Raw genomic sequence first — 19,376 nt, forward strand, 5'->3', positions numbered from 1 at the left:
AGAGCCCGCGAAAGCGGGCTCTGTGGAGGGGGCAGTGAGGGTGCCCTCCGCGCCTTCAGCGCTTTTTCACCTTGGATGGCTTGCCGCCACGCGGCGCCGTGGTGACCGACACCTTGGCGTTGCGGTTTTGCGGCTGCACGGCCACCTTGCGCGCGGTTCCTGTGGATTTGGCCGCCCGGGCATTGCCGCCGCTGCTGGCGCGCACCGGCAGGTAGGCCACCAGCGATTGGCCGGCATGCAGGGTGGCGGAGGACTTCAGGTCATTCCAGTCCGCCAGATTGGATGCGCTGACGCCGTAGCGGTTGGCCACGCTGATGAGCGTGTCGCGCTTGCGGGCCTTGATGGTGGTGCGGCGCGTGACGATCTCGGGGGCAAAGCTGATCTGGCCGTTGTCGGCCACGTGGCCGGCCACGTCGGCACGCACGTTGGCGCCGCGCGGCACCATGAGCGCGGAGCCGGCCTTGATCAGCATGCGCGGGGGGATGTTGTTGAGGGCGCGCAGGTCGGACTCGCCCAGGCCCACGCGCTGGGCCGCCTCGGCCACGCTGATGGTGGAAGGCACGGTCCACACGGTCCAGCTCGCGTACTGGCCTTCGTCGAAGGCCTGCATGTTGCGGCGGAACACCTTGGCGTTGTCCCAGGGCAGCAGGATTTCCGGCGTGCCGGCCGCAAAGATCACCGGCTTGCGGAAGCTGGGATTCAGCGCCTTGAAGTCATCGGTCGACACGTCGGCCAGCTTGGCCACCAGTTCCACGTCGATGTCACGGGTGATGGTGACGGTCTGGAAGTAGGGGTGGTTCTCGATCAGTGGCAGCTCGGTGTTGAACGCATCGGGGTTGGCCACGATGTTCTTGACGGCCTGCAGCTTGGGCACGTACATGCGGGTCTCGGCCGGCATCTGCAGGTCGGTGTAGCCCGTGGGCAGGCCCAGCTTCTCGTTGCGCTTGATGGCGCGGCCCACACTGCCTTCGCCCCAGTTGTAGGCGGCCAGGGCCAGGTGCCAGTCGCCGAACATGTCGTAGAGCTTTTGCAGGTAGTCCAGCGCGGCGCGCGTGGAGGCCAGCACGTCTCGGCGGTCGTCGCGGAAGGCGTTTTGCTTGAGGTCGAAATAGGTGCCGGTGGCCGGCATGAACTGCCACATGCCGGCCGCCTTGGCGGTGGAGACGGCCTGCGGGTTGAAGGCGCTCTCGATGTAGGGCAGCAGCGCCAGCTCGGTGGGCATGTTGCGCCGCTCCAGTTCCTCGACGATGTGGAACAGGTACTTGCTGGAGCGCTCGGTCATGCGCTGTATGTAGTCGGGCCGGCTGGCATACCACTGCTCGCGGTCCTTGACCAGATCCTGGTCCAGGTCGGGCATGGCGAAGCCCTGGCGAATGCGTACCCACAGATCGCCCGTGGTCTCCAGTGAGGCCACGCCGCCGTTGCCGGCGCTGCCTGTGCCCAGCGGGCTCAGCGGTCCGTTGGGGTACATCGGGGAGTGCGGTGCGGTGTTGGGGGCGGGGGCCGTGCTGGCCAGGTCCGGGCTGCTGGTGGTGGCGCAGCCCGCAAGAGCCAGCAGGCTGCCCAGCAGCAGGGTGTGTAGCAGTTTCATCAGAAGACGTTTTTCCATTGGCGCAGGCCGGCCAGCACGCTGGCGGGGTCCTGCTGTCTCACCTGTGCGTCGAAGCCTGCGGCGGCGGCGGCCACTGCGGATTCGCGCGTTCTAAGAAAGGGATTGATGGAGCGCTCGGTCTCCATCAGGGAAGGCAGCGTGGGCCGGCCGGCCTCGCGCAACGCCTGACAATGCCTCTGGTAGTGAGCCAGGGCCTGGTTGTTTGGTTCCACGGCCTGCGCAAAGCGCAGGTTGGACATTGTGTACTCATGTGCGCAGCAGACCAGGGTGTTGTCCGGCAGCGCGGCCAGATCGTCCAGCGATTGCTGCATCTGCTGCGGCGTGCCTTCGAACAGGCGCCCGCACCCCCCTGAAAACAGCGTATCGCCGCAGAACAGCACGGGCTGCGCCTGCGCCGCCGTGCTGTAGAAGGCGATGTGGCCGCTGGTGTGGCCGGGCACGTCAATGACCTGCCAGGGGCCGCCCAGGGCCTGCACGGTATCGCCACCCTGCACGCGCTGCACGGGCTCGGGCAACTGCTCGTAGGCGGGGCCCCAGACCTGGGCGCCCGTGGCCTGGCGCAGCTGCGCCACGCCGCCGACATGATCGGCATGGTGGTGGGTGACTAAAATGCCCTGCAACTGCAAGTCCAGCTGGCGCAGGCTGGCCAGCACGGGCGCTGCATCGCCGGGATCGACGACCAGGGCCTGCCCTGCGTCGTACAGCAGCCAGATGTAGTTGTCGGAAAAAGCGGGGATGGGCAACAGGTTCATGAGCAGCAAAATTATAGGGACGCATCACTGGACGCAATCTGCCCTCGGCCACTACCTGCTGGAATGGGAGCAGCAGCGCTGCGACGAGGCGGTGGCCGATATTTTCGGCTATCACAGCCTGCAGTTGGGCATGCCCATGCTCCAGGGGCTGCGCGCCAATCGCATGCCGCACCGCTGGCTGGCCCTGGATTCCATGCAGGATGCGGTGCCAGCCGAGGGCGTGCCGCCGCTGGAGGTGCCCGTGGCGCTGCTGGCCGATCCGGCCGCGCTGCCGTTTTCCGAGGCCAGCCTCGACCTCGTCGTCATGCCGCACACGCTGGAGACCTCGCCGGACCCGCATGCCGTGTTGCGCGAGGCGGCCAGGGTGCTGATGCCCGAGGGCCGTATCGTCGTGTGCGGGCTCAACCCCGCCAGTCTGCTGGGCGTGCAGCGCCGTGCCGAGCGCGGCGTGTATCTGCCCGATGTGGGCTGGGGCGTGGGTTACTGGCGGCTGCGCGACTGGCTGCGATTGCTGGCCTTCGAGATCGAGGCCGTGCAGTTCGGCTGCTATCGTCCTGCCGTGCAGACGGATCGCTGGCTGCGGCGCTGGCAGTTCATGGACCGCGTGGGGCGGCTGGGCTGGCCCATGCTGGGCGGCGTGTACTGCGTGGTGGCCGTCAAGCGCGTGCCGGGCGCACGCATGCTGGAGCCTGCCTGGCGTGGCCGCGCAGCCGTGTCGGGCGCCTCCGTGCCTGTGGCCCACCGCATGCCGGCGCAGGCGGTGCAGGGCAGCGATCCGCATTCCAACCGGCCTGAAGGCCGGGCCATTCAACCCAAGGAAATTTTTTGAATCAAGTTGTTATCTACACGGACGGCGCCTGCAAGGGCAATCCGGGTCCCGGCGGCTGGGGCGTGGTGCTGGAGGCCGGCAGCGCCAGGAAAGAGCTGTTCGGCGGCGAGCTGAACACGACCAACAACCGCATGGAGATGATGGCCGTGATCGAGGCGTTGTCCGCGCTCAGGCGGCCCTGCGATGTGGTGCTCTACATCGACAGCCAGTATGTGCTCAAGGGCATCACCGAATGGATCCATGGCTGGAAGGCCAAGGGCTGGAAGACGGCCTCCAAGGAGCCGGTCAAGAACGTCGAGCTGTGGCAGCGGCTGGACGCCCTGGTCCAGGGCGGCGGCCACCGCATCGACTGGCGCTGGGTCAAGGGCCACGCAGGCGACCCTGGCAACGAGCGGGCAGACGCCCTGGCCAACAAGGGCGTGGACCAGGCACTGGGGCGCTGAGCGTCTGGTGCGTGGGCGGGTGCAATGCCCGTCCCTTGCTTCCACCTCCCGAGACCTACCTACAACGCGGTAGATGAAAACCCCAGAACCAGAATTCGGCCCGCGCAGCTAATATTTCCATAAGTGGAAATTAGTTCGCGCCCTGCCAGGCATCTTCCGTGGCGTGGTGTTCAAAATTGCCACTTGTGGAATTTTTTTACCCATCTCACGATGAAAGAGCCTTGCGATGAAATACAAAGCAATTGCCGCATTGGCGATGCTGGGCGGCGCGGGAGCGGCGCTGGCCCAGAGTTCGGTGACGCTGTACGGCAGCATGGACCTGACCATGCCCTGGATCAGCGATGTGCGCGGGAGCCGGCTGACGCGCATGGATTCGGCCATTTCCCAGCCTGACCTCTGGGGCCTGCGCGGCTCGGAGGACCTGGGCGGTGGCATGAAGGCCTCATTCCAGCTGGAAAACGGATTCCTCACGGACATCGGCTCGCCGATCTCGCCGACCAGCTACTTCAACCGGGCTTCCTGGGTGGGTCTGGACAGTGCGTCGATGGGCTCGGTGCGGCTGGGTCGCCAGGTCGATTTCACGGCCGGCACGCTGAGCCAGTGGGGCAACGGCTATCAGCTCTACAACTTCTATCTCTACCACCCCGGCAACCTGGACGGCCTGTCCAGCCAGTTTCCGGTGGACAACTCCGTGGTCTACCTGACGCCCAGCATGGGCGGCATGCAGTTCGGCGCGCAGTACGGCTTTGGCGAGGTGCCGGGCCGCTCGCAGGCCAACCGCACCTATAGCGTCATGGGCAGCTATTCCAGTGCCAAGCTCAATCTGGCCGTGGCCTACACCGATGCGCGTGGCCGTGCCTTCGATATCGCCGGGCGCACGGGCCTGGCGAACGCGCTGGGCCAGGACCTGGTGGCGGGCCGGCCCCTGGTGCTCGATACCTTCCAGGTGCTGGGCATCGGCGGCGGTTACCAGCTCGATGCACTTCCGGTCCGGCTCAACGCGCTGCTGACGCGCTCCACGCTCAAGTACGGCGGGGCCTCCAGCAACATGAGTGCCCTTGACCTGGGCCTGGCCTGGCAGACCAGCCAGTCCGTGACCATCAACACGGGCTACTCCTTCAGCCGCTTCGAGCAGACGAAGTGGAACCAGGTCCACCTGGGCGCGCGCTACGCCTTCTCCAAACGCACGCAGCTGCATGCCTCGGTCACGCACCAGCGCGCCTCGGATGGCGTGGCGGCGATGAATTCCGTGGGCGTTGCCAGCGGGCGCACGCAGACCGTGATTGCGGCAGGCATACACCACTCGTTCTGAGAGGCATGAGACATGCAGCCCGGTCGATGCGGGCGCATTGGAGACCCCACGATGAAATTCACCCTCAATTCCCAAAGCGTGGCCTTTGACGGCGACGGGCAGACCCCGTTGCTGTGGGTGCTGCGCGATCACTTCAAGCTGCCCGGCACCAAGTTCGGCTGCGGCATCAGCATGTGCGGGGCCTGCACGGTCCATGTCGATGGCGAGCCGGTGCGCTCCTGCGTGCTGCCCGTCTCGACGGTGGGCGGTAAGGCGGTCACGACCATCGAAGGGCTGTCCAGCAACCGTTCCCACCCCATCCAGAAGGCCTGGATGGACAAGGACGTGCCGCAGTGCGGCTACTGCCAGTCCGGCATGGTCATGGCCGCTGCCGCGCTGCTCAAGACCCATCCACAGCCTACCGATGCGCAGATCGACGAGGCCATGACCAATCTGTGCCGCTGCGCCACCTACCACCGCATCCGGGAGGCCATCCATGCCGCAGCGTCCAAGCAATGAACGGGGCCGCACGGCCGGCTCTGCCATCTCGCTGCGGCGCAGGCATCTGCTCCAGAGCGCTGCCGCGCTGCTGGTGGCGCCTGCTGCCGGCAGCCTGCTGATTCCGCTGGCGCAGGCCGCGCCAGCGGGGGCCGGTGCAGCGGCAGCAACGGCCTCCTCCATCGGCGACTGGGTCTGGATCGAGCCTTCGGGGCAGGTGGTGATCGGCGTGTCGCAGTGCGAGGTGGGCCAGGGCATCTACACGGGCCTGCCCCAGGTGCTGGCTGACGAGCTCGATGCCGACTGGGCCAGCGTGACCGTGCGCTTCGTCACGGGGCGCGACGCCTATCGCAACGATGCGGGCGAGATGCCGTTCCAGCAGTTCGTGGGCGCGTCGATGTCGATGAACTATTTCTACGAGCGCATGCGCCTGGCCGGTGCCCAGGCCCGTGATGTGCTGCTGCGTGCCGGCGCGGCCCGGCTGGGCGTGCGGGCATCCCAGTGCAGCACGCGCGCCGGCCGGGTGCTGCACTCCGCGACGGGTCGCAGCGTGGGCTACGGCGAGATCGTTGCCGATGCCTCCAGGCTGTCCATCGCCGCGCGGCCGCGCATGAAGTCGGCTTCCGAGCAGGGCCTGATCGGCCGCAACCTGCGCCGGGTGGACACCCCGGCCAAGGTCGATGGCAGTGCGGTCTTCGGCATCGATGTCGAGGTGCCCGGCATGCTGATCGGCGCCGTGCGCATGGCGCCCAGCGTGACGGGGCGCATCGTGCGCATCCGCAACGAGGCAGAGGTGCGCGCGCGCCCCGGCGTGCATGCCATCGTGCGCACCACGCAGTGGCCCGACCCCGAGCCCAGCACCGTGGTCGTGGTGGCCGATTCGTACTGGATCGCCAAGCAGGCCGCCGACGCGCTGGACATCGAATTCGACGCCGGCGCGGCGGCCGGCGTGGACAGCGAGCGCATCCATGCGCAGTTCGTCGCAGGCCTGGCCAGCGACAAGGCCGTCGTTGCCCGCAGCCTGGGCAAGCCGCGCGAAATGCTGGCGGCGGGCAAGCCGATCACGGCCGACTACCACTCGCCCTACATCACGCACGCCACCATGGAGCCGCTGGCCGCCACTGTCCATGTGCGCGACGGCGAGGTCGAGACCTGGGGGCCCTACCAGGGCCAGGACTTCCTGCGTGGCGAACTCGGCAAGGCCTGCGGGGTGCCTGCGGACAAGGTCATCGTGCACACCACCTTCCTGGGCGGCAGCTTCGGGCGCAAGTACATGCCCGACTTCGCCTTGCATGCGGCAGCGGCATCCAAGGCCGTGGGCCGGCCCGTCAAGGTCATCCGCTCGCGCGAGGACGACATACGGCATTCCTACTACCGGCCCGGTGCCTCGGGGCGGATGAGTGCCGTGCTGGGCGCCGACGGCCTGCCGGCCGCGCTGCATGCGCGCATCTCGGGCCAGTCGCTGTATGGAGCCATCAACCCCAAGAAGATGGCCGATGCAGGCGGCTGGGACGAGACCATGGTCGAGTCCATCTACGACCTGATCTACGGCGTGCCCAACCTGTTGGTGGATGCCGTGGACGTGCAGCAGCCCATACCGCTGAGCTATCTGCGCAGCGTGGGCACCACGTCCAGCGTGTTCTTCCTGGAGAGCTTCATCAGCGAACTCGCCCATGCGGCAGGCGTGGACGACTACCAGTACCGGCGCCGCCTGCTGGCCGGCCAGCCGCTGGCGCTGGGCGTGCTGGATGCGGCGGCCAAGGCCGCGCGCTGGGAGCAGCCCGCACCGGCAGGGCTGCACCGCGCCATGACCTTCAACGTCTACACGGGGCGGGGCGAGAGCTTCCAGACCTTCGTCGCGCTGGTCATGGAATTGCGTGTTGTGGAAGGCCGCGTGCGGCTGGAGCGCGCCATCTGCGCAATCGACGCGGGCCGCGTGGTCAACCCGGGACTGGTCAAGGCCAATGTCGAAGGCGGCATCGGCTTTGCGCTGACCAACACCTTCAAGAGCCGGCTGGGCTTTGACAAGGGCGTGGTGCAGCAAAGCAATTTCCACGACTACCCGCTGCTGCAACTGTCCGAAATGCCCCGCGTGGAGGTGGTCCTGGTCGAAAGCGACCGGCCGCCCCAGGGCTGCGGCGAAGTGGCCCTGGGCCCCACGGCGCCTGCCGTGGCCACGGCCCTGTTCCATGCCACCGGCCGCCGGTTCCGCTCCATGCCGCTGCCGCAGGACATCGCGTCCACCTGATCACCACCCCAACCCGTTTTTTTCGAGAAAAGGAATTTCATGCAAGTCGAACACATCACCCCGTGCATAGGATCGGAGATCTACGGCATCGATCTCTCGGACCCGGCGCAGGTGCATGACCATGCGGACGCGCTGCGCCGGCTGCTGGCCGAGCGCCAGGTCATCTTCTTCCGCGACCAGACGCTGGACCCTGCGCAGCAGGTGCGCGTGGCCCAGGTGTTCGGAAAGGTAGAGCCCGTGTCCTCCACCTTTCCCTCGCACCCGGACGATCCCCATGTCGAGCTGCTGATCAGCCAGGGCACGCGCACCGGCACCGACATCTGGCATGCCGACCTGACCTGGCAGACCAAGCCGCCCGCCGGTGCCTGCCTCTACGCCGTGGACGTGCCGCCCACGGGCGGCGACACCATGTGGGCCAGCATGACCACGGCCTTCGCCTCGCTGGCGCCCGAGCTGCAGGCCTATCTGCGCAAGCTGCGCGCCACCCACAACTGGGAGGCGCCAGCGCTCAGGCAAAGCCTGATGCGCCGAGATCCGTCTGGCGAGGCCTATCGCGCCACCCGCCTCAAGCATCCGCCGCTGGAGCAGCCCGTGGTCCTGGTGCACCCGGTCACCGGGCTGCCCGTGGCCTTTGTGAACTCGCTCTACACCACGCACATAGAAGGCGTGACCAGCGACGAGAGCGCGGCTCTGATCGCCATGCTCAGCGGCTTGGCCAAGGTGCCTGAATGGCAGGTTCGCTTTCGCTGGCGCAAGGGCTCGGTGGCCATCTGGGACAACCTGGCCACGCAGCACTACGCGGTCAATGACTACCACCCCGCAGCGCGGCGGATGCACCGTGTGGCGATACGCCAGGCTTGAGCCCGGCAACGACCTTTGCTGACAATGAAAAAACCACGATGAAAGCCCTCTCCATGAAAGCGAAACGCAGAACGCTCGCCCTGGGCGCGGCCATGGCCCTGGCGCTGCTCGCCGGTCCGGCGCAGGCCCAGACCTACCCCCACAAGCCGGTCACCATCGTCGTGGCCTATCCCGCAGGCGGTGACACCGATGCGCTGGCGCGCCTGCTGGGCGAGAAGCTGTCGGCCCGCATCGGCCAGTCCGTGCTCGTGGACAACCGCGCGGGCGCCAGCGGCACCATAGGCAGCAGTTTCGTGGCCAAGGCACCGGCCGATGGCTACACGCTGCTGCTGGCGCCCAATACCTTTGCCATGGCCCAACTGGTGCTCAAGCTGGGCGCGGGCCACGGCTACGACGTGCTCAATGGCTTCACGCCCGTGATCGAGGTCGGCTCCACTTCGCTGTTCCTCGTCGCCGGGCCCGGTGCGGGCGTGCGCAGCTTCAAGGAGGCCATCTCCTCCAGCCAAGGCCGCTCGCTGGGCTATGCCACGCCGGGCAACGGCTCGCCCATGCACTTCCTCGGCGAGATGGTCCGGCGCGCCACGGGCGCCCGCTTTGAGGCCATACCCTACAAGGGCGTGGCGCCGGCCGTCACCGATGTGGTGGGCGGCCATGTGCCCTTCACCTACAGCACGCTGGGCTCCATCGCTCCCTACCTGCCCGGCGGCAAGCTGGTGGCGCTGGCCGTGGCCGACGCCCAGCGCTCACCGCTGGCGCCCGACGTGCCCACGCTGGCCGAGCTGGGCTACAAGGACGTGGAACTGACTGCCTGGTACGGCCTGTTCGGCCCCAGGAACATGCCCGCCGAGGTGGTCAAGCTGCTGAACACGCACCTCAACGAGATCCTCAGGATGCCCGACGTGGTGGCGCGCATGGCCACGCTGGGAACCGTCCCTGTGGGCGGTCCGCCCCAGCGCCTGGGCAAGACCAATGCCGGCGATTTCGAGCGCTTCGGGCGGCTGGTCAAGGAACTGGGCATACAGCCTGACTAGATTGAACAGGCGCTGAACGAAAGGAGGGAGGAAGCAGCGGGCGCCGGCGCAAGTCATCCCGGGTGGTGGCCCGGGGACGGAGGGTGGTCTTGCGCCGGCGCATCCTGCCTGATGCGCTCGGCCAGCAGGTGGGACATGAAGCGCAGGTAGCGCTCGATCTGCTGGTCTGCCTCGGGCCCCTCACCGAACAGCTCGGCCAGCAGCGGCCGTGCCGTGGGCAGGAAGGCCGAAATGCTGAGGATGGCCAGGTGGATGAAGCGCGGGTCCACCTGTGCCGGGTGGCTGGCCTGCGCTCCGTCCATCAGCATGGTCGAGGTCAGCTCCAGCCCGCGCCGCGTGATGCGCTGCAGCGGCGTGCCCGAGGGTGGCGGCTCTTCTTCGCTTTCGTAGTGGTAGATCTCGGAGAGCGCCAGCCGCTCGAACTGCGGGTGCTCGCGCATGAAATCCAGCCGCAGCAGCAGGCGCTGGTAGACGCGCTCTTCCACCGTGCCCTGCGTCCTGAGCGCCACTTCCATGCGGTTTTGCAACTCGCGCATCAGTGACTCCGTCACCTCCTGCAGCAAGCCCTTGAGGCTGCTGAAGTAGTAGCGCACCAGGGCACGCGTGACACCGGCTGCCGCCGCGATTTCCAGAATGCTCAGCTGCTCCGGCGTGCGGGTCTTGAGCAGGTTGACCGTGGTCTGCAGGATGATGTCCCGTCCCACGGCATCGTCGGCCAGCGGGCGGCCGCTGTTGCGGCGGGGCTTCTTGGGCGCGGATTCGGTTGGCTTCTTTTGAGGCGGCATGCGGGCCATTGTCGGCGATACACAGGCAGCGGCCGCGCCGCAAGTGTCAGGGCTGGGCGGTAATGCGGGCCAGTGCGTCCGCGATCTCGCGGGCCTGCTGGGGCCGCACCAACCTTTGCACCTCCTGCCCGTCACGCAGAAAGATCAGGGTGGGCCAGAGCTTGACGCGGTAGCTGCGACCCAGGGCCCGGCCGGGGCCGTCTTCCACCTTGATGTGGGCCACCTGTGGGGCGGCCTCCAGCGCCTGGGCAATCAGCGGTTGCGCGCCCTGGCAGTGGCCGCACCAGGCGGTGCCGAACTCCAGCAAGGTAGCGCCGGGCAGTGTGTCGACGGTGCTGCGATCGGGGGCGTCGGTCAGGTGCTTGGACTGGAAGGGCATGGGAATCTCCTGTCAGGGAAAGGCCTGCAGCGGCAGGATGGACACGGTTTCGCCGGCTTGCACGGCACCGCGCTCATGTTCGAGCACGATGAGGCAGTCCGCCTCGGCCATGGAGCGCAGCACGCCCGAACCCTGCGGCCCGGTGGTGCGGACCAGGCAGCGGCCATCGGCGCCTGTGGACAGAAGGCCGCGCTGGTACTCGGTGCGGCCCGTCCGCTTGGACAGCGCATGGGCAGCCGCGGCCTGGGGCAGGGCGGCCGCCTCGGCAGCTGCCTGCGCAGCGCCCATGAGCTGCAGCAGCGCCGGACGGACAAAGACCAGAAAGCTGACCATGGCGGCCACGGGATTGCCGGGAAGGCCGATCAGCACCGTGGTGCGTGCAGGCGTGCGGCTTGCGGCAAACGGCGTGCCCGCATCGGGCTGCAGCAGGCCCACGGCCAGCGGCCGGCCGGGCCGCATGGCCAGTCGCCAGAAGTGCACGCAGCCCATGCGCTGCAGCATGGCGCGCGTGTGGTCGGCCTCGCCTGCGCTGATGCCGCCGCTGGTCAGCACCACGTCGGCCAAAGAGGCGGCTTCGCGCAGGCGCTCCTGCAGGGCCTCGGGCTCGTCGGCCACCACGCCCAGGTCCAGCACCTGCACGCCCATGCGCTGCAGCAGGCCGATGAGGCTGAAGCGGTTGCTGTCATAGACCGCACCCTCGCGCGGCGCCGTGCCGGGGTGGAGGATTTCATCGCCCGTGGAGAAATAGGCCACGCGCAGCCGCCTGCGCACGCGCACCTGGGGCTGGCCCAGGCTGGCGATCAGGCCCAGGGCCGCGGGATGCAGGCGCTGGCCCGCCGCCAGGGCCACGCGGCCCATGCTCAGGTCCTCGCCGCGCAGGCGCCGGTTGTCCCCGGCACGCACGCTGCCTGCCGGAATGCCGATGTGGTCAGCGCCTGCGGACACGGTGCGTTCATGCGCGATCACCGTGTCCAGCCCGCTAGGCAACACGGCGCCGGTCATGATCTTGATGCACTCGCCGGCCTGCACGGTGCCGTGCCAGGGTTTGCCGGCCAGGGCCTGGCCGACCACGCGCAGCACCAGCGGTGCAGCGGGCGAACCGGCGTGAGCTGCCTGCAGCTGGCCGCCATCGAAGGCATAGCCATCCATGGCGGCGTTGTCATGCGCTGGCACATCGACGGGGGAGACGATGTCTTCGGCCAGCACGCGGTCCAGCGCATCGGCCAGCGCCAGCGTCTCCAACTCTGCCACCGGGCCCAGGGGCTGCAGCAGGCTGGCCAGCTGTGTCAGGGCCTGATCGACCCTCAGGTCCTGGGTGGATGCGGTGGTGGGGGATGCGGGCTGGAAGGATGCTGTCATCAGAACGGAATCCGGTTGGGCAAGGCGGCGTGCGGGCCGGCGGCGCGGGGCACTACGACGGGGTGGCTGCGGCGCGCGCCAGCGCCTGCAGCTCCTGCTGCGTGTTGGCGTTGGCAAAGGCCAGCGGGCTGTCGCCTGCGCGGTCGAAGAGGGCCGTGGCGCAGCGGTGCTGGCCCGTCCATGCATCGATCTTGCGGCCGCCCGAACGTATGAACGACTGCAGACTATCACGCAGCGATGACCGCATCAGGCAGAACACGGGCTGGGCCCGCAGCAGGGATTGATCTGCGTCAAGCGAGCGCTCCCAGCCATGGGCGACGACGATGTCGGCCGCAGGCTGCTGCGACAGCGCCGCCTGCACAAGCCGCTCCACAAGGTCCAGCGGGAACAGCGGCGTATCGCAGGGCACGCAGACCAGCCAGGGCGTCCGGCAGTGCATCAGGCCGCTCAGGAAGCCGGCCAGCGGGCCGGGATAGTCGGGTTCGGCATCGGGACAGACCGGCGCACCGTGGGCCGCGCCCAATTGCGCATAGGCCTCGGCATGGCGATTGGCGTTGATCAACAGATGCCCGACCTGGGGCGCCAGGCGGTCCAGCGCATGGGCTGCCAGCGGCTGGCCCAGAAAGGGCTGCAGCCCCTTGTCGATGCCACCCATGCGCATGCCGCGCCCGCCTGCCAGCACGCAGCCCGTGATGTCGTTCAGGGCCAGGGGGGTGGGCTGGACAGCGGGCTGGGAAGAAGGGGGCATGTGGGGCGGGAGGGAGCAGCGGGAAAAGGAGTAGGTGGCGAGGCGGCGATGGCAGGGCGCCGACGCCCCGCGCACGCCGCACGGATCAGCCGCCGATGTAGCTCATCTCGATGCGCCTGCGCTGCGTGCCCGTGCTGGCCGGCAGGCTGGCGCGCAGTTCGGAGTAGCGGTCGCCGCGCTGCTGCCAGATGGGGGCCAGCGCGGAGGCAACTTCTGCATCGCTGGCGCCGCTGCGCAGCAGGCTGCGCAGGTCCCAGCCTTCGGAAGCGAACAGGCACAGGTACAGCCGGCCTTCGGTGGAAAGGCGCGCGCGGTTGCAGTCGCCGCAAAAGGCATGGGTGACGCTGCTGATCACGCCGACCTCGCCCAGCGACGGGTCGTGCAGGCCGCGTGCGTCGGCATAGCCCCAGCGCACGGCCGTCTCGCCGGTGGCGCTGGGCTGCAGCGGCACCAGGGGCAGTTCGGCGCGCAGCCGGGCGATGACCTCGTCGGAGGGCAGAACCTCGTCCATGCGCCAGCCGTTGGTCGCGCCCACATCCATGTATTCGATGAAGCGCAAGGTCACGCCCGTGCCCTGGAAGTGGCGCGCCATGGGCAGGATCTGGTCTTCGTTGGTGCCGCGCTTGACCACCATGTTGACCTTGATGTTGGTCAGGCCCGCGGCCTGGGCCGCCTCGATGCCGGCCAGCACGTCGGAGACCGGGAAGTCCACGTCGTTCATGCTGCGGAACACCGCGTCGTCCAGCCCGTCCAGGCTCACGGTGACGCGGTTCAGGCCGGCGTCCTTGAGCGCGCGGGCCTTGCGGGCCAGCAGGGAGCCGTTGGTGGTCAGTGTCAGGTCCAGCGGCTGGCCGCCGGGCGTGCGCAGGGCGGAGAGCTGCTCCACCAGCGTTTCCACGTTCTTGCGCAGCAGCGGCTCGCCGCCCGTCAGCCGGATCTTCTGCACGCCGTGCTGCACGAACAGGCGCGCCGTGCGCGTGATTTCCTCGAAACTCAGCAGCGAGCCGTGCGGCAGGTAGCTGTAGTTCTTGTCGAAGACTTCCTTGGGCATGCAGTAGCTGCAGCGGAAGTTGCAGCGGTCGGTGATGCTGATGCGCAGGTCGCGCAGCGACCGGCCAAGCCTGTCCTGCAGATCGCCGGTGGGCGTCTGCAGCAGACTTGGCACGGCGGCCGGGCGCGTGGGGGAGCGCTCGTCGACCAGGGGGATCACTCGTTCTGCCATGCCTGCGATTTTGCCCGAATGCCTATGTCCAGGCACTGCGCAAGCCTGCAGTTCTTGATCTGTGTCTAGACGCAGCGCGCTCCGTCCACCTCGATGCAGGTGCCGCTGATGAAGGCGGCCTCGTCGCTGGCCAGATACAGCGCGGCATTGGCCACGTCCCCTGCGGTGGAGAAGCGGCCCAGCGGAATGGTCGCCAGAAAGCGTGCGCGGCGCGCTTCGTCCACCGGGCCGCCGGCGAACTCGGCGGCCAGGCCGGTGTCCGGGTTGAACACGGGGTTGATGCAGTTGACGCGGATGTTCTCGGGCCCGAGCTCGGCCGCCATGGACTTGCTGGTGATGATGACGGCACCCTTGGAGCCGTTGTACCAGGTCAGCCCTGGCCGAGGGCGCAGGCCGGCCGTGGAGGCGATGTTGATGAAGCTGCCGCCGCCAGGGCGGCCATCGGCCAGCGCCGGGTTGGCGCGCATGGCGGGCACGCCGTGCACGGCAGAGAGGTAGATGCTCTTGACGTTGATGGCGTAGACGCGGTCGAACTCGGCCTCGCTGACTTCGAGCATGGGGCGGTTGCGGTGCGTCCAGCCCGCGTTGTTGATGAAGATGTCGAGCCGGCCATGCGCCTGCAGCGTGGCCTGCACCAGGGCCTTGACCTGTTCGCTGCTTGTCATGTCCGCCTGCACGAAAAGTGCCCGGCCGCCTTCGGCGGTGATGGACTGTGCCACGCGCGTGCCGGCCTCGCGGTCGATGTCGTTGACGATGACCCGGGCACCTTCGGCGGCCAGCCGCTGTGCGATGCCGGCCCCGATGCCGCTGCCGGCGCCTGTGACGATGATGGATTTGTCCTGGACACGCATCGGGCTTTGCTCCTCGGTCGGGGGTCAGGCCCCCTGGGTTTCAGTGGTTGCTGTGGTCGACGGGATCGGGGTCGCGCCGCCTGTGCTGGGCTGCCAGCCCACGAATTGCGGGTAATAGCGCGCCACGCCGGGGCCATTGAAGTCCCAGCCCAGGCACTGGCCCAGGTGGCGTGGCGGCTGGCTGGGGTCGGCATCGCCAAAGACACCCGGCACGGACTGGAAGGCGGCCGTGGCCATGTTGAACAGCAGCTCGCGCAGATGCGTGCAGCTGGCCACGCCGCCCAGGTTCTCGTTGATGGCCTTGCGCCAGCCGCGCGCCATGCTGCAGCCCACCATTTTCTGCAGGGCCCGCGTGGCCTCGGGGCAGTGGCCCAGCGGGTGGGAGTCCATGACGACCTCGATGGCCTGCACCGCCAGGCGGGCATCGACCGTCGTGCGTATCCACATGTGGTGTATGGCCATGCCGGCGGGCATGTGGCGGCCGCCGCTCAGTTCGATGTCATGGGTCTTGCTGTCGCGCAGCTCGCCTTCGATATCCCAGAGGCCATCGGCGCGGGCGTAGCTGCGGTAGCGCACGTCGCGTTCATGCTGGGGCGTGCGGTCGGGAATGGGGGACAAGGGCATGGGGGAAGCTGTTCTTTCTGTCGCGGGCTGCCGGCTGGCGCCGGGCATCCCGCGATTTTCCGTCATGCGCCAGGATCAGCCATGCCGTATGGCGACGGTCTTCAGCGTGGTAAAGCCGTAGAGCGCCTCGAAGCCCTTTTCGCGGCCATGGCCGCTGGACTTGACGCCGCCGAAGGGCAGCTCCACGCCGCCACCGGCGCCGTAGTTGTTGACGAAGACCTGGCCGCAGCGCAGGCGCCGCGCCAGACGCAGCTGGCGCGCGCCGTCGCGCGTCCACAGGCCGGCCACCAGGCCGTAGGCCGTGCCGTTGGCCAGTTGCACGGCATGGTCCTCGTCATGGAAGGGCATGGCGCAGAGCACGGGGCCGAAAATCTCTTCCTGCGCCAGCCGGTGCTCGGGCGGCACGTCGCGCAGCAGGGTGGGCGCCTGGTAAAAGCCGCTGTCGGGGGCATCCTCGACGATCTGGCCCTGCGCCACCACGGCAATGCCGGCCACCTGGGCGTCGGACAGGAAATCCCAGACGCGCTGCTGCTGGCTGGCGCGGATCAGCGGCCCCAGGTCCAGGTCCATGGCGGCCGGGCCCACGCGCAGCGCCTCGAAGGCCTGGCCCAGGCGTTCGAGCAGCGGCTCGTAGATCAGCGAGTCGATCAGCACGCGCGAACCTGCCGAGCAGGTCTGGCCCGCGTTCTGCACGATGGCATTGACGATGGCGGGCACGGCGGCGTCCAGGTCCGCGTCTGCAAACACGATCTGCGGGCTCTTGCCGCCCAGCTCCAGCGTGACGGGGCAGTGGCGCTCGGCAGCCGCCTGCTGGATCAGCGTGCCCACGCCGGGGCTGCCCGTGAAGCTCAGGTGGTCTACGCCGGGATGGCGCGCCAGGGCCTCGCCCACCTCGTGACCCAGGCCGGTGACCACGTTGAAGGCGCCGGCTGGAAAGCCTGCCTCGGTGGCCAGCCGCGCCACGCGCAGCACGGACAGGCAGGCGTCTTCCGAGGGCTTGACCACACAGGTATTGCCCGCGGCCAGCGCCGCGCCCACGCTGCGGCCCAGGATCTGCATGGGATAGTTCCAGGGCACGATGTGGCCGGTCACTCCGTGGGGCTCGCGCCAGGTCAGGGCGCTGTAGCCCTGCTGGTAGGGCAGGGTCTCACCGTGCAGCTTGTCGCAGGCGCCGGCATAGAACTCGAAGTAGCGCGCCAGCGCCAGCACGTCGGCACGGGCCTGGCGCGTGGGCTTGCCGCAGTCGCGCTGCTCAATGGCCGTGAGCTCATCGGCATGCTGGAGCACGCTGCCCGACAGGCGCATCAGCAGGCGACCGCGCTCTGCGGCAGAAAGCTTGCTCCAGACGCTGTCCTGGCACTCGCGCGCCGAACGAACGGCCAGGTCGATGTCCTGGGGCGAGCCGCGCTGCAGCTCGTCGAAAGCCTGCCCGTCCGACGGGTCCAGCACGGGGATCGTGCGTCCCGACTCCGTGGGCACGGACGCATTGCCGATGTAGTGGTATTGCATGGAGCCCGATTGTGGGGGGCCCGCGCCGCTTGTCCAGTCCCGGGCGTTGCTGCGTTCCCTCGATCGCCTTGGTGGCTCCAGCGGCTACAGCGGTTTCAGTGGCTTCAGTCCTCGGGCCAGCCCGCGTCGCGCAGGCCCTGCCGGTCCAGCACCTCCATCTTGCCGCGCCGCAGTTGCAGGCAACCGGCCTGCTGCAGCTCCTGCAGGATCTGGTTGGTGGTCTGGCGCGACAGGCCCAGCATGCGCGCCAGCTGTTCCTGGGAAACATCCAGCTCGCGGCGCCAGCGCTGGCGGCCCTGGCCGTCCGGCTGCCACTGGTCAAAGCCTTCGGCCATGCGCACCAGGCGCCGCGCCAGACGCTGCGGCGCAGGCAGCAGCGTGTGCTCCTCCAGCGCCATCAGGCACACGCGCAGCTTGTCGGTCAGCAGCAAGGCCAGCACCTGCCAGTGTTCGGGATGGGCCGCCAGCCATGCCTGCAATGGGGCCTGGGGCACGTGCAGCACGGTGCAGGCCGTGGCTGCCTGGGCATCGTGGGTGCGCTCGGCTCCATCGAACAGCGCGATTTCCCCCAGCCACATGGGAGGCTCCACCAGCGTCAGCAGCGCCGTGCGGGCCTGCTCGCCACAGGCGGCCGTTCCCGAGATGCTGAGCGCACCACGCGCCACCGCATACAGGCCGCAGGGCGGGTCGCCGCGCCGGAACAGCCAGTCGCCTGCCGCCAGCGTGCGGGGCTGGGCCAGTGCCTTGAGCTGTGCGCCCAGCTCCGGCGGCAGGGCGTGGAACCAGCGGCCCGCCTCGATGGTGGCCCAGAGATCGGCCATGCCCGGCGGGCCGGCCGCAGCACGGCGCCGTACGCCGCGCGGGGCGGCGTGGGCTGCCGGAGCTGCCGGGGCGGGTGCGGGTAAGCCCGAGGTGTGCGATGAGGCTTGTGTCGGATCCATGACAGACGCCAATCCTTGATGACACCACCATGGTTGCGCAACATCCACCGCAGGTGCAGCCTATGAAAACCCTCATCGACCAACTGTCCCAGTACGCGGACTATCACCGTGATCCGCGCAACATCCTCACGCACTTCGTCGGCGTGCCGCTGATCATGTGGGCGGTGGTGATTTTGCTGGCCCGCCTGCAGTGGGCTGTCCCCTTGGGTGATGGCCTGCCCGAGCTGCCATTGAGCCTGGCCCTGCTGGCGGCACTGGCGGCAGGCATCTACTACTGTCTGCTGGACCTGCGCTACGGCATCGCCATGGCCCTGGTGCTTGCCCTGATGCTGGCGCTGGCCCAGCCCATCGCCATGCTGCCGATGGGGGCTTGGCTGGGCTGGGGCCTGGGCATCTTCGCCGTGGGCTGGGTGATCCAGTTCGCGGGCCATTACTACGAGGGCCGCAAGCCGGCTTTCCTGGATGACATCGTGGGCCTGGTCATCGGGCCGCTGTTCGTGCTGGCCGAGCTGGGCTTTGCCCTGGGCCTGCGCCGCGAAGTGCAGCATGCGGTGGAGCAGCGCAGCGGGCCCGTGCAACGGCGCGCGGGCGGCGCACACGCCTGAAAACGGCCCGGCCGCTGCAAGCTTGGCGCAGGCTTGCCGCCGTAGCATGGCAGGCGTTCCTGCGGAGCCATCCGTGGGGGCGTGTGCCTGCGCCTAAAATCACGCTGCTATCCCCCTGCGGGGGCTTTTTTGTTTCAACTCTCCTCATCCATCATGTCTTTCGACAAAGTCACACCGGGCAAGAACGCTCCTGAAACCTTCAACGTGGTCATCGAGATCTCGGCCAACTCCGATCCCATCAAGTACGAAGTGGACAAGGAAAGCGGCGCCGTCTTCGTGGACCGCTTCATGGGCACGGCCATGCACTACCCGGCCAACTATGGCTATGTGCCCCAGACGCTGTCCGGCGACGGCGATCCGGTGGACGTGCTGGTGATGACGCCCTTCCCGCTGCCCCCGGGCGTGGTCGTGGCCTGCCGCCCCATCGGCATCCTGCTGATGGAAGACGAGTCCGGCGTGGATGGCAAGGTCCTGGCCGTGCCCACGCAAAAGCTGCTGCCCGCCTACGACAAGATCAACACGCTGGAAGACATCCACGAGATCACCCTCAAGCAGATCCAGCATTTCTTCGAGCACTACAAGGACCTGGAAAAGGGCAAGTGGGTCAAGGTGCTGGGCTGGAAGGGCGTGGACGAGGCCAAGAAGGAAGTCGTGGACGGCATCGCCAACTACAAGGGCTGATCCTTTTCACTCCCGTTGAGGGAGTCTCAACTGCGCTGAGGTAAATGCCCGCTTCGCAGTTGATACAATTTGAAACGCACCCGTTGCCTACGCGCCGGGTGCGTTTT

General features: G+C 68.2%; 20 protein-coding genes. 9 read left to right on the forward strand and 11 right to left on the reverse strand.

Annotation, left to right across the window (positions count from 1 at the left end; translation table 11 throughout):
• Positions 1-55 precede the first annotated feature (55 nt).
• Positions 56-1,591, reverse strand: a complete 1,536-nt coding sequence (locus LGR64_RS05835; RefSeq protein WP_141834570.1) for a transglycosylase SLT domain-containing protein — start codon at positions 1,589-1,591, stop codon at positions 56-58.
• Complete coding sequence (gloB, locus tag LGR64_RS05840) at positions 1,591-2,364, reverse strand: hydroxyacylglutathione hydrolase (RefSeq protein ID WP_012206696.1); 774 nt, start codon at positions 2,362-2,364, stop codon at positions 1,591-1,593. The genes LGR64_RS05835 and gloB overlap by 1 nt, the downstream gene beginning before the upstream one ends.
• Here gloB and LGR64_RS05845 point away from each other — a divergent pair.
• The 7 genes from LGR64_RS05845 to LGR64_RS05875 all read left to right on the forward strand — a co-directional run bounded on the left by LGR64_RS05845 (position 2,363) and on the right by LGR64_RS05875 (position 9,565).
• Complete coding sequence (locus LGR64_RS05845; protein ID WP_141834573.1) at positions 2,363-3,193, forward strand: class I SAM-dependent methyltransferase; 831 nt, start codon at positions 2,363-2,365, stop codon at positions 3,191-3,193. The genes gloB and LGR64_RS05845 overlap by 2 nt on opposite strands.
• Positions 3,190-3,636, forward strand: coding sequence for a ribonuclease HI (gene rnhA / locus LGR64_RS05850; RefSeq protein WP_013801482.1), 447 nt, complete (start codon positions 3,190-3,192; stop codon positions 3,634-3,636). Before LGR64_RS05845 ends, rnhA begins: the two co-directional genes overlap by 4 nt.
• Positions 3,637-3,862: 226 nt before the next feature.
• Positions 3,863-4,948, forward strand: a complete 1,086-nt coding sequence (locus LGR64_RS05855; protein WP_047218951.1) for a porin — start codon at positions 3,863-3,865, stop codon at positions 4,946-4,948.
• A 51-nt stretch (positions 4,949-4,999) separates the two neighbouring features.
• Positions 5,000-5,446, forward strand: coding sequence for a (2Fe-2S)-binding protein (locus LGR64_RS05860; RefSeq protein WP_034396093.1), 447 nt, complete (start codon positions 5,000-5,002; stop codon positions 5,444-5,446).
• Entirely contained in the window at positions 5,424-7,673 is a 2,250-nt protein-coding gene (locus tag LGR64_RS05865; RefSeq protein ID WP_141834578.1) for a xanthine dehydrogenase family protein molybdopterin-binding subunit, read from the forward strand. Before LGR64_RS05860 ends, LGR64_RS05865 begins: the two co-directional genes overlap by 23 nt.
• 39 nt (positions 7,674-7,712) lie before the next feature.
• The gene (locus LGR64_RS05870; protein ID WP_046240601.1) at positions 7,713-8,534 is read left to right on the forward strand and encodes a TauD/TfdA dioxygenase family protein; all 822 of its coding nucleotides are present in this window, start codon (positions 7,713-7,715) and stop codon (positions 8,532-8,534) included.
• Between the two features lie 53 nt (positions 8,535-8,587).
• Positions 8,588-9,565: a Bug family tripartite tricarboxylate transporter substrate binding protein gene (locus LGR64_RS05875; RefSeq protein ID WP_013801486.1), complete on the forward strand. Its 978-nt coding sequence runs from the start codon at positions 8,588-8,590 to the stop codon at positions 9,563-9,565.
• A 53-nt stretch (positions 9,566-9,618) separates the two neighbouring features.
• On the opposite strand, the gene LGR64_RS05880 is transcribed toward LGR64_RS05875, so the two are convergent.
• From LGR64_RS05880 to LGR64_RS05920, 9 genes are all read right to left on the reverse strand, one after another.
• Entirely contained in the window at positions 9,619-10,350 is a 732-nt protein-coding gene (locus LGR64_RS05880; RefSeq protein ID WP_225970995.1) for a TetR/AcrR family transcriptional regulator, read from the reverse strand.
• A 46-nt stretch (positions 10,351-10,396) separates the two neighbouring features.
• Positions 10,397-10,729 carry a thioredoxin family protein gene (locus LGR64_RS05885; protein ID WP_012206687.1) on the reverse strand — a complete coding sequence of 111 codons (333 nt, stop codon included), beginning with the start codon at positions 10,727-10,729 and terminating at the stop codon, positions 10,397-10,399.
• A gap of 12 nt (positions 10,730-10,741) precedes the next feature.
• The gene (moeA, locus tag LGR64_RS05890) at positions 10,742-12,088 is read right to left on the reverse strand and encodes a molybdopterin molybdotransferase MoeA (protein ID WP_141834581.1); all 1,347 of its coding nucleotides are present in this window, start codon (positions 12,086-12,088) and stop codon (positions 10,742-10,744) included.
• Between the two features lie 52 nt (positions 12,089-12,140).
• Positions 12,141-12,836, reverse strand: a complete 696-nt coding sequence (gene mobA, locus LGR64_RS05895) for a molybdenum cofactor guanylyltransferase MobA (RefSeq protein WP_141834584.1) — start codon at positions 12,834-12,836, stop codon at positions 12,141-12,143.
• Positions 12,837-12,921: 85 nt separating this feature from the next.
• Positions 12,922-14,058 (reverse strand): GTP 3',8-cyclase MoaA, encoded by a 1,137-nt coding sequence (gene moaA, locus LGR64_RS05900; RefSeq protein WP_141834587.1) that lies wholly within the window; start codon positions 14,056-14,058, stop codon positions 12,922-12,924.
• Between the two features lie 65 nt (positions 14,059-14,123).
• Complete coding sequence (locus LGR64_RS05905; protein WP_141834590.1) at positions 14,124-14,909, reverse strand: SDR family oxidoreductase; 786 nt, start codon at positions 14,907-14,909, stop codon at positions 14,124-14,126.
• Between the two features lie 24 nt (positions 14,910-14,933).
• Entirely contained in the window at positions 14,934-15,533 is a 600-nt protein-coding gene (locus tag LGR64_RS05910) for a DUF2889 domain-containing protein (protein WP_141834593.1), read from the reverse strand.
• A gap of 75 nt (positions 15,534-15,608) precedes the next feature.
• Positions 15,609-17,042 carry an aldehyde dehydrogenase family protein gene (locus LGR64_RS05915; protein ID WP_047218958.1) on the reverse strand — a complete coding sequence of 478 codons (1,434 nt, stop codon included), beginning with the start codon at positions 17,040-17,042 and terminating at the stop codon, positions 15,609-15,611.
• A 104-nt stretch (positions 17,043-17,146) separates the two neighbouring features.
• Positions 17,147-17,983, reverse strand: a complete 837-nt coding sequence (locus LGR64_RS05920) for a Crp/Fnr family transcriptional regulator (protein ID WP_013801494.1) — start codon at positions 17,981-17,983, stop codon at positions 17,147-17,149.
• A gap of 62 nt (positions 17,984-18,045) precedes the next feature.
• On the opposite strand from LGR64_RS05920, the gene LGR64_RS05925 reads away from it, so the two are divergent.
• Positions 18,046-18,588: an Mpo1 family 2-hydroxy fatty acid dioxygenase gene (locus LGR64_RS05925; RefSeq protein WP_088164128.1), complete on the forward strand. Its 543-nt coding sequence runs from the start codon at positions 18,046-18,048 to the stop codon at positions 18,586-18,588.
• 153 nt (positions 18,589-18,741) lie between these two features.
• Positions 18,742-19,269, forward strand: a complete 528-nt coding sequence (ppa, locus tag LGR64_RS05930) for an inorganic diphosphatase (protein WP_012206678.1) — start codon at positions 18,742-18,744, stop codon at positions 19,267-19,269.
• Positions 19,270-19,376: the final 107 nt, after the last annotated feature.

This window comes from Delftia sp. Lp-1, from assembly GCF_020523835.1.
Classification (GTDB): Bacteria; Pseudomonadota; Gammaproteobacteria; order Burkholderiales; family Burkholderiaceae_C; genus Comamonas; species Comamonas acidovorans.

Bases quoted from the DNA above. Each gene is read 5' to 3' on its own strand.
- LGR64_RS05835 (WP_141834570.1), bottom strand. From the start codon at position 1,591: ATGAAACTGCTACACACCCTGCTGCTGGGCAGCCTGCTGGCTCTTGCG.
- LGR64_RS05845 (WP_141834573.1), top strand. From the start codon at position 2,363: ATGAGCAGCAAAATTATAGGGACGCATCACTGGACGCAATCTGCCCTC.
- gloB (WP_012206696.1), bottom strand. From the start codon at position 2,364: ATGAACCTGTTGCCCATCCCCGCTTTTTCCGACAACTACATCTGGCTG.
- LGR64_RS05855 (WP_047218951.1), top strand. From the start codon at position 3,863: ATGAAATACAAAGCAATTGCCGCATTGGCGATGCTGGGCGGCGCGGGA.
- LGR64_RS05860 (WP_034396093.1), top strand. From the start codon at position 5,000: ATGAAATTCACCCTCAATTCCCAAAGCGTGGCCTTTGACGGCGACGGG.
- LGR64_RS05865 (WP_141834578.1), top strand. From the start codon at position 5,424: ATGCCGCAGCGTCCAAGCAATGAACGGGGCCGCACGGCCGGCTCTGCC.
- LGR64_RS05870 (WP_046240601.1), top strand. From the start codon at position 7,713: ATGCAAGTCGAACACATCACCCCGTGCATAGGATCGGAGATCTACGGC.
- LGR64_RS05875 (WP_013801486.1), top strand. From the start codon at position 8,588: ATGAAAGCGAAACGCAGAACGCTCGCCCTGGGCGCGGCCATGGCCCTG.
- LGR64_RS05880 (WP_225970995.1), bottom strand. From the start codon at position 10,350: ATGCCGCCTCAAAAGAAGCCAACCGAATCCGCGCCCAAGAAGCCCCGC.
- LGR64_RS05885 (WP_012206687.1), bottom strand. From the start codon at position 10,729: ATGCCCTTCCAGTCCAAGCACCTGACCGACGCCCCCGATCGCAGCACC.
- moeA (WP_141834581.1), bottom strand. From the start codon at position 12,088: ATGACAGCATCCTTCCAGCCCGCATCCCCCACCACCGCATCCACCCAG.
- mobA (WP_141834584.1), bottom strand. From the start codon at position 12,836: ATGCCCCCTTCTTCCCAGCCCGCTGTCCAGCCCACCCCCCTGGCCCTG.
- moaA (WP_141834587.1), bottom strand. From the start codon at position 14,058: ATGGCAGAACGAGTGATCCCCCTGGTCGACGAGCGCTCCCCCACGCGC.
- LGR64_RS05905 (WP_141834590.1), bottom strand. From the start codon at position 14,909: ATGCGTGTCCAGGACAAATCCATCATCGTCACAGGCGCCGGCAGCGGC.
- LGR64_RS05910 (WP_141834593.1), bottom strand. From the start codon at position 15,533: ATGCCCTTGTCCCCCATTCCCGACCGCACGCCCCAGCATGAACGCGAC.
- LGR64_RS05915 (WP_047218958.1), bottom strand. From the start codon at position 17,042: ATGCAATACCACTACATCGGCAATGCGTCCGTGCCCACGGAGTCGGGA.
- LGR64_RS05920 (WP_013801494.1), bottom strand. From the start codon at position 17,983: ATGGATCCGACACAAGCCTCATCGCACACCTCGGGCTTACCCGCACCC.
- LGR64_RS05925 (WP_088164128.1), top strand. From the start codon at position 18,046: ATGAAAACCCTCATCGACCAACTGTCCCAGTACGCGGACTATCACCGT.
- ppa (WP_012206678.1), top strand. From the start codon at position 18,742: ATGTCTTTCGACAAAGTCACACCGGGCAAGAACGCTCCTGAAACCTTC.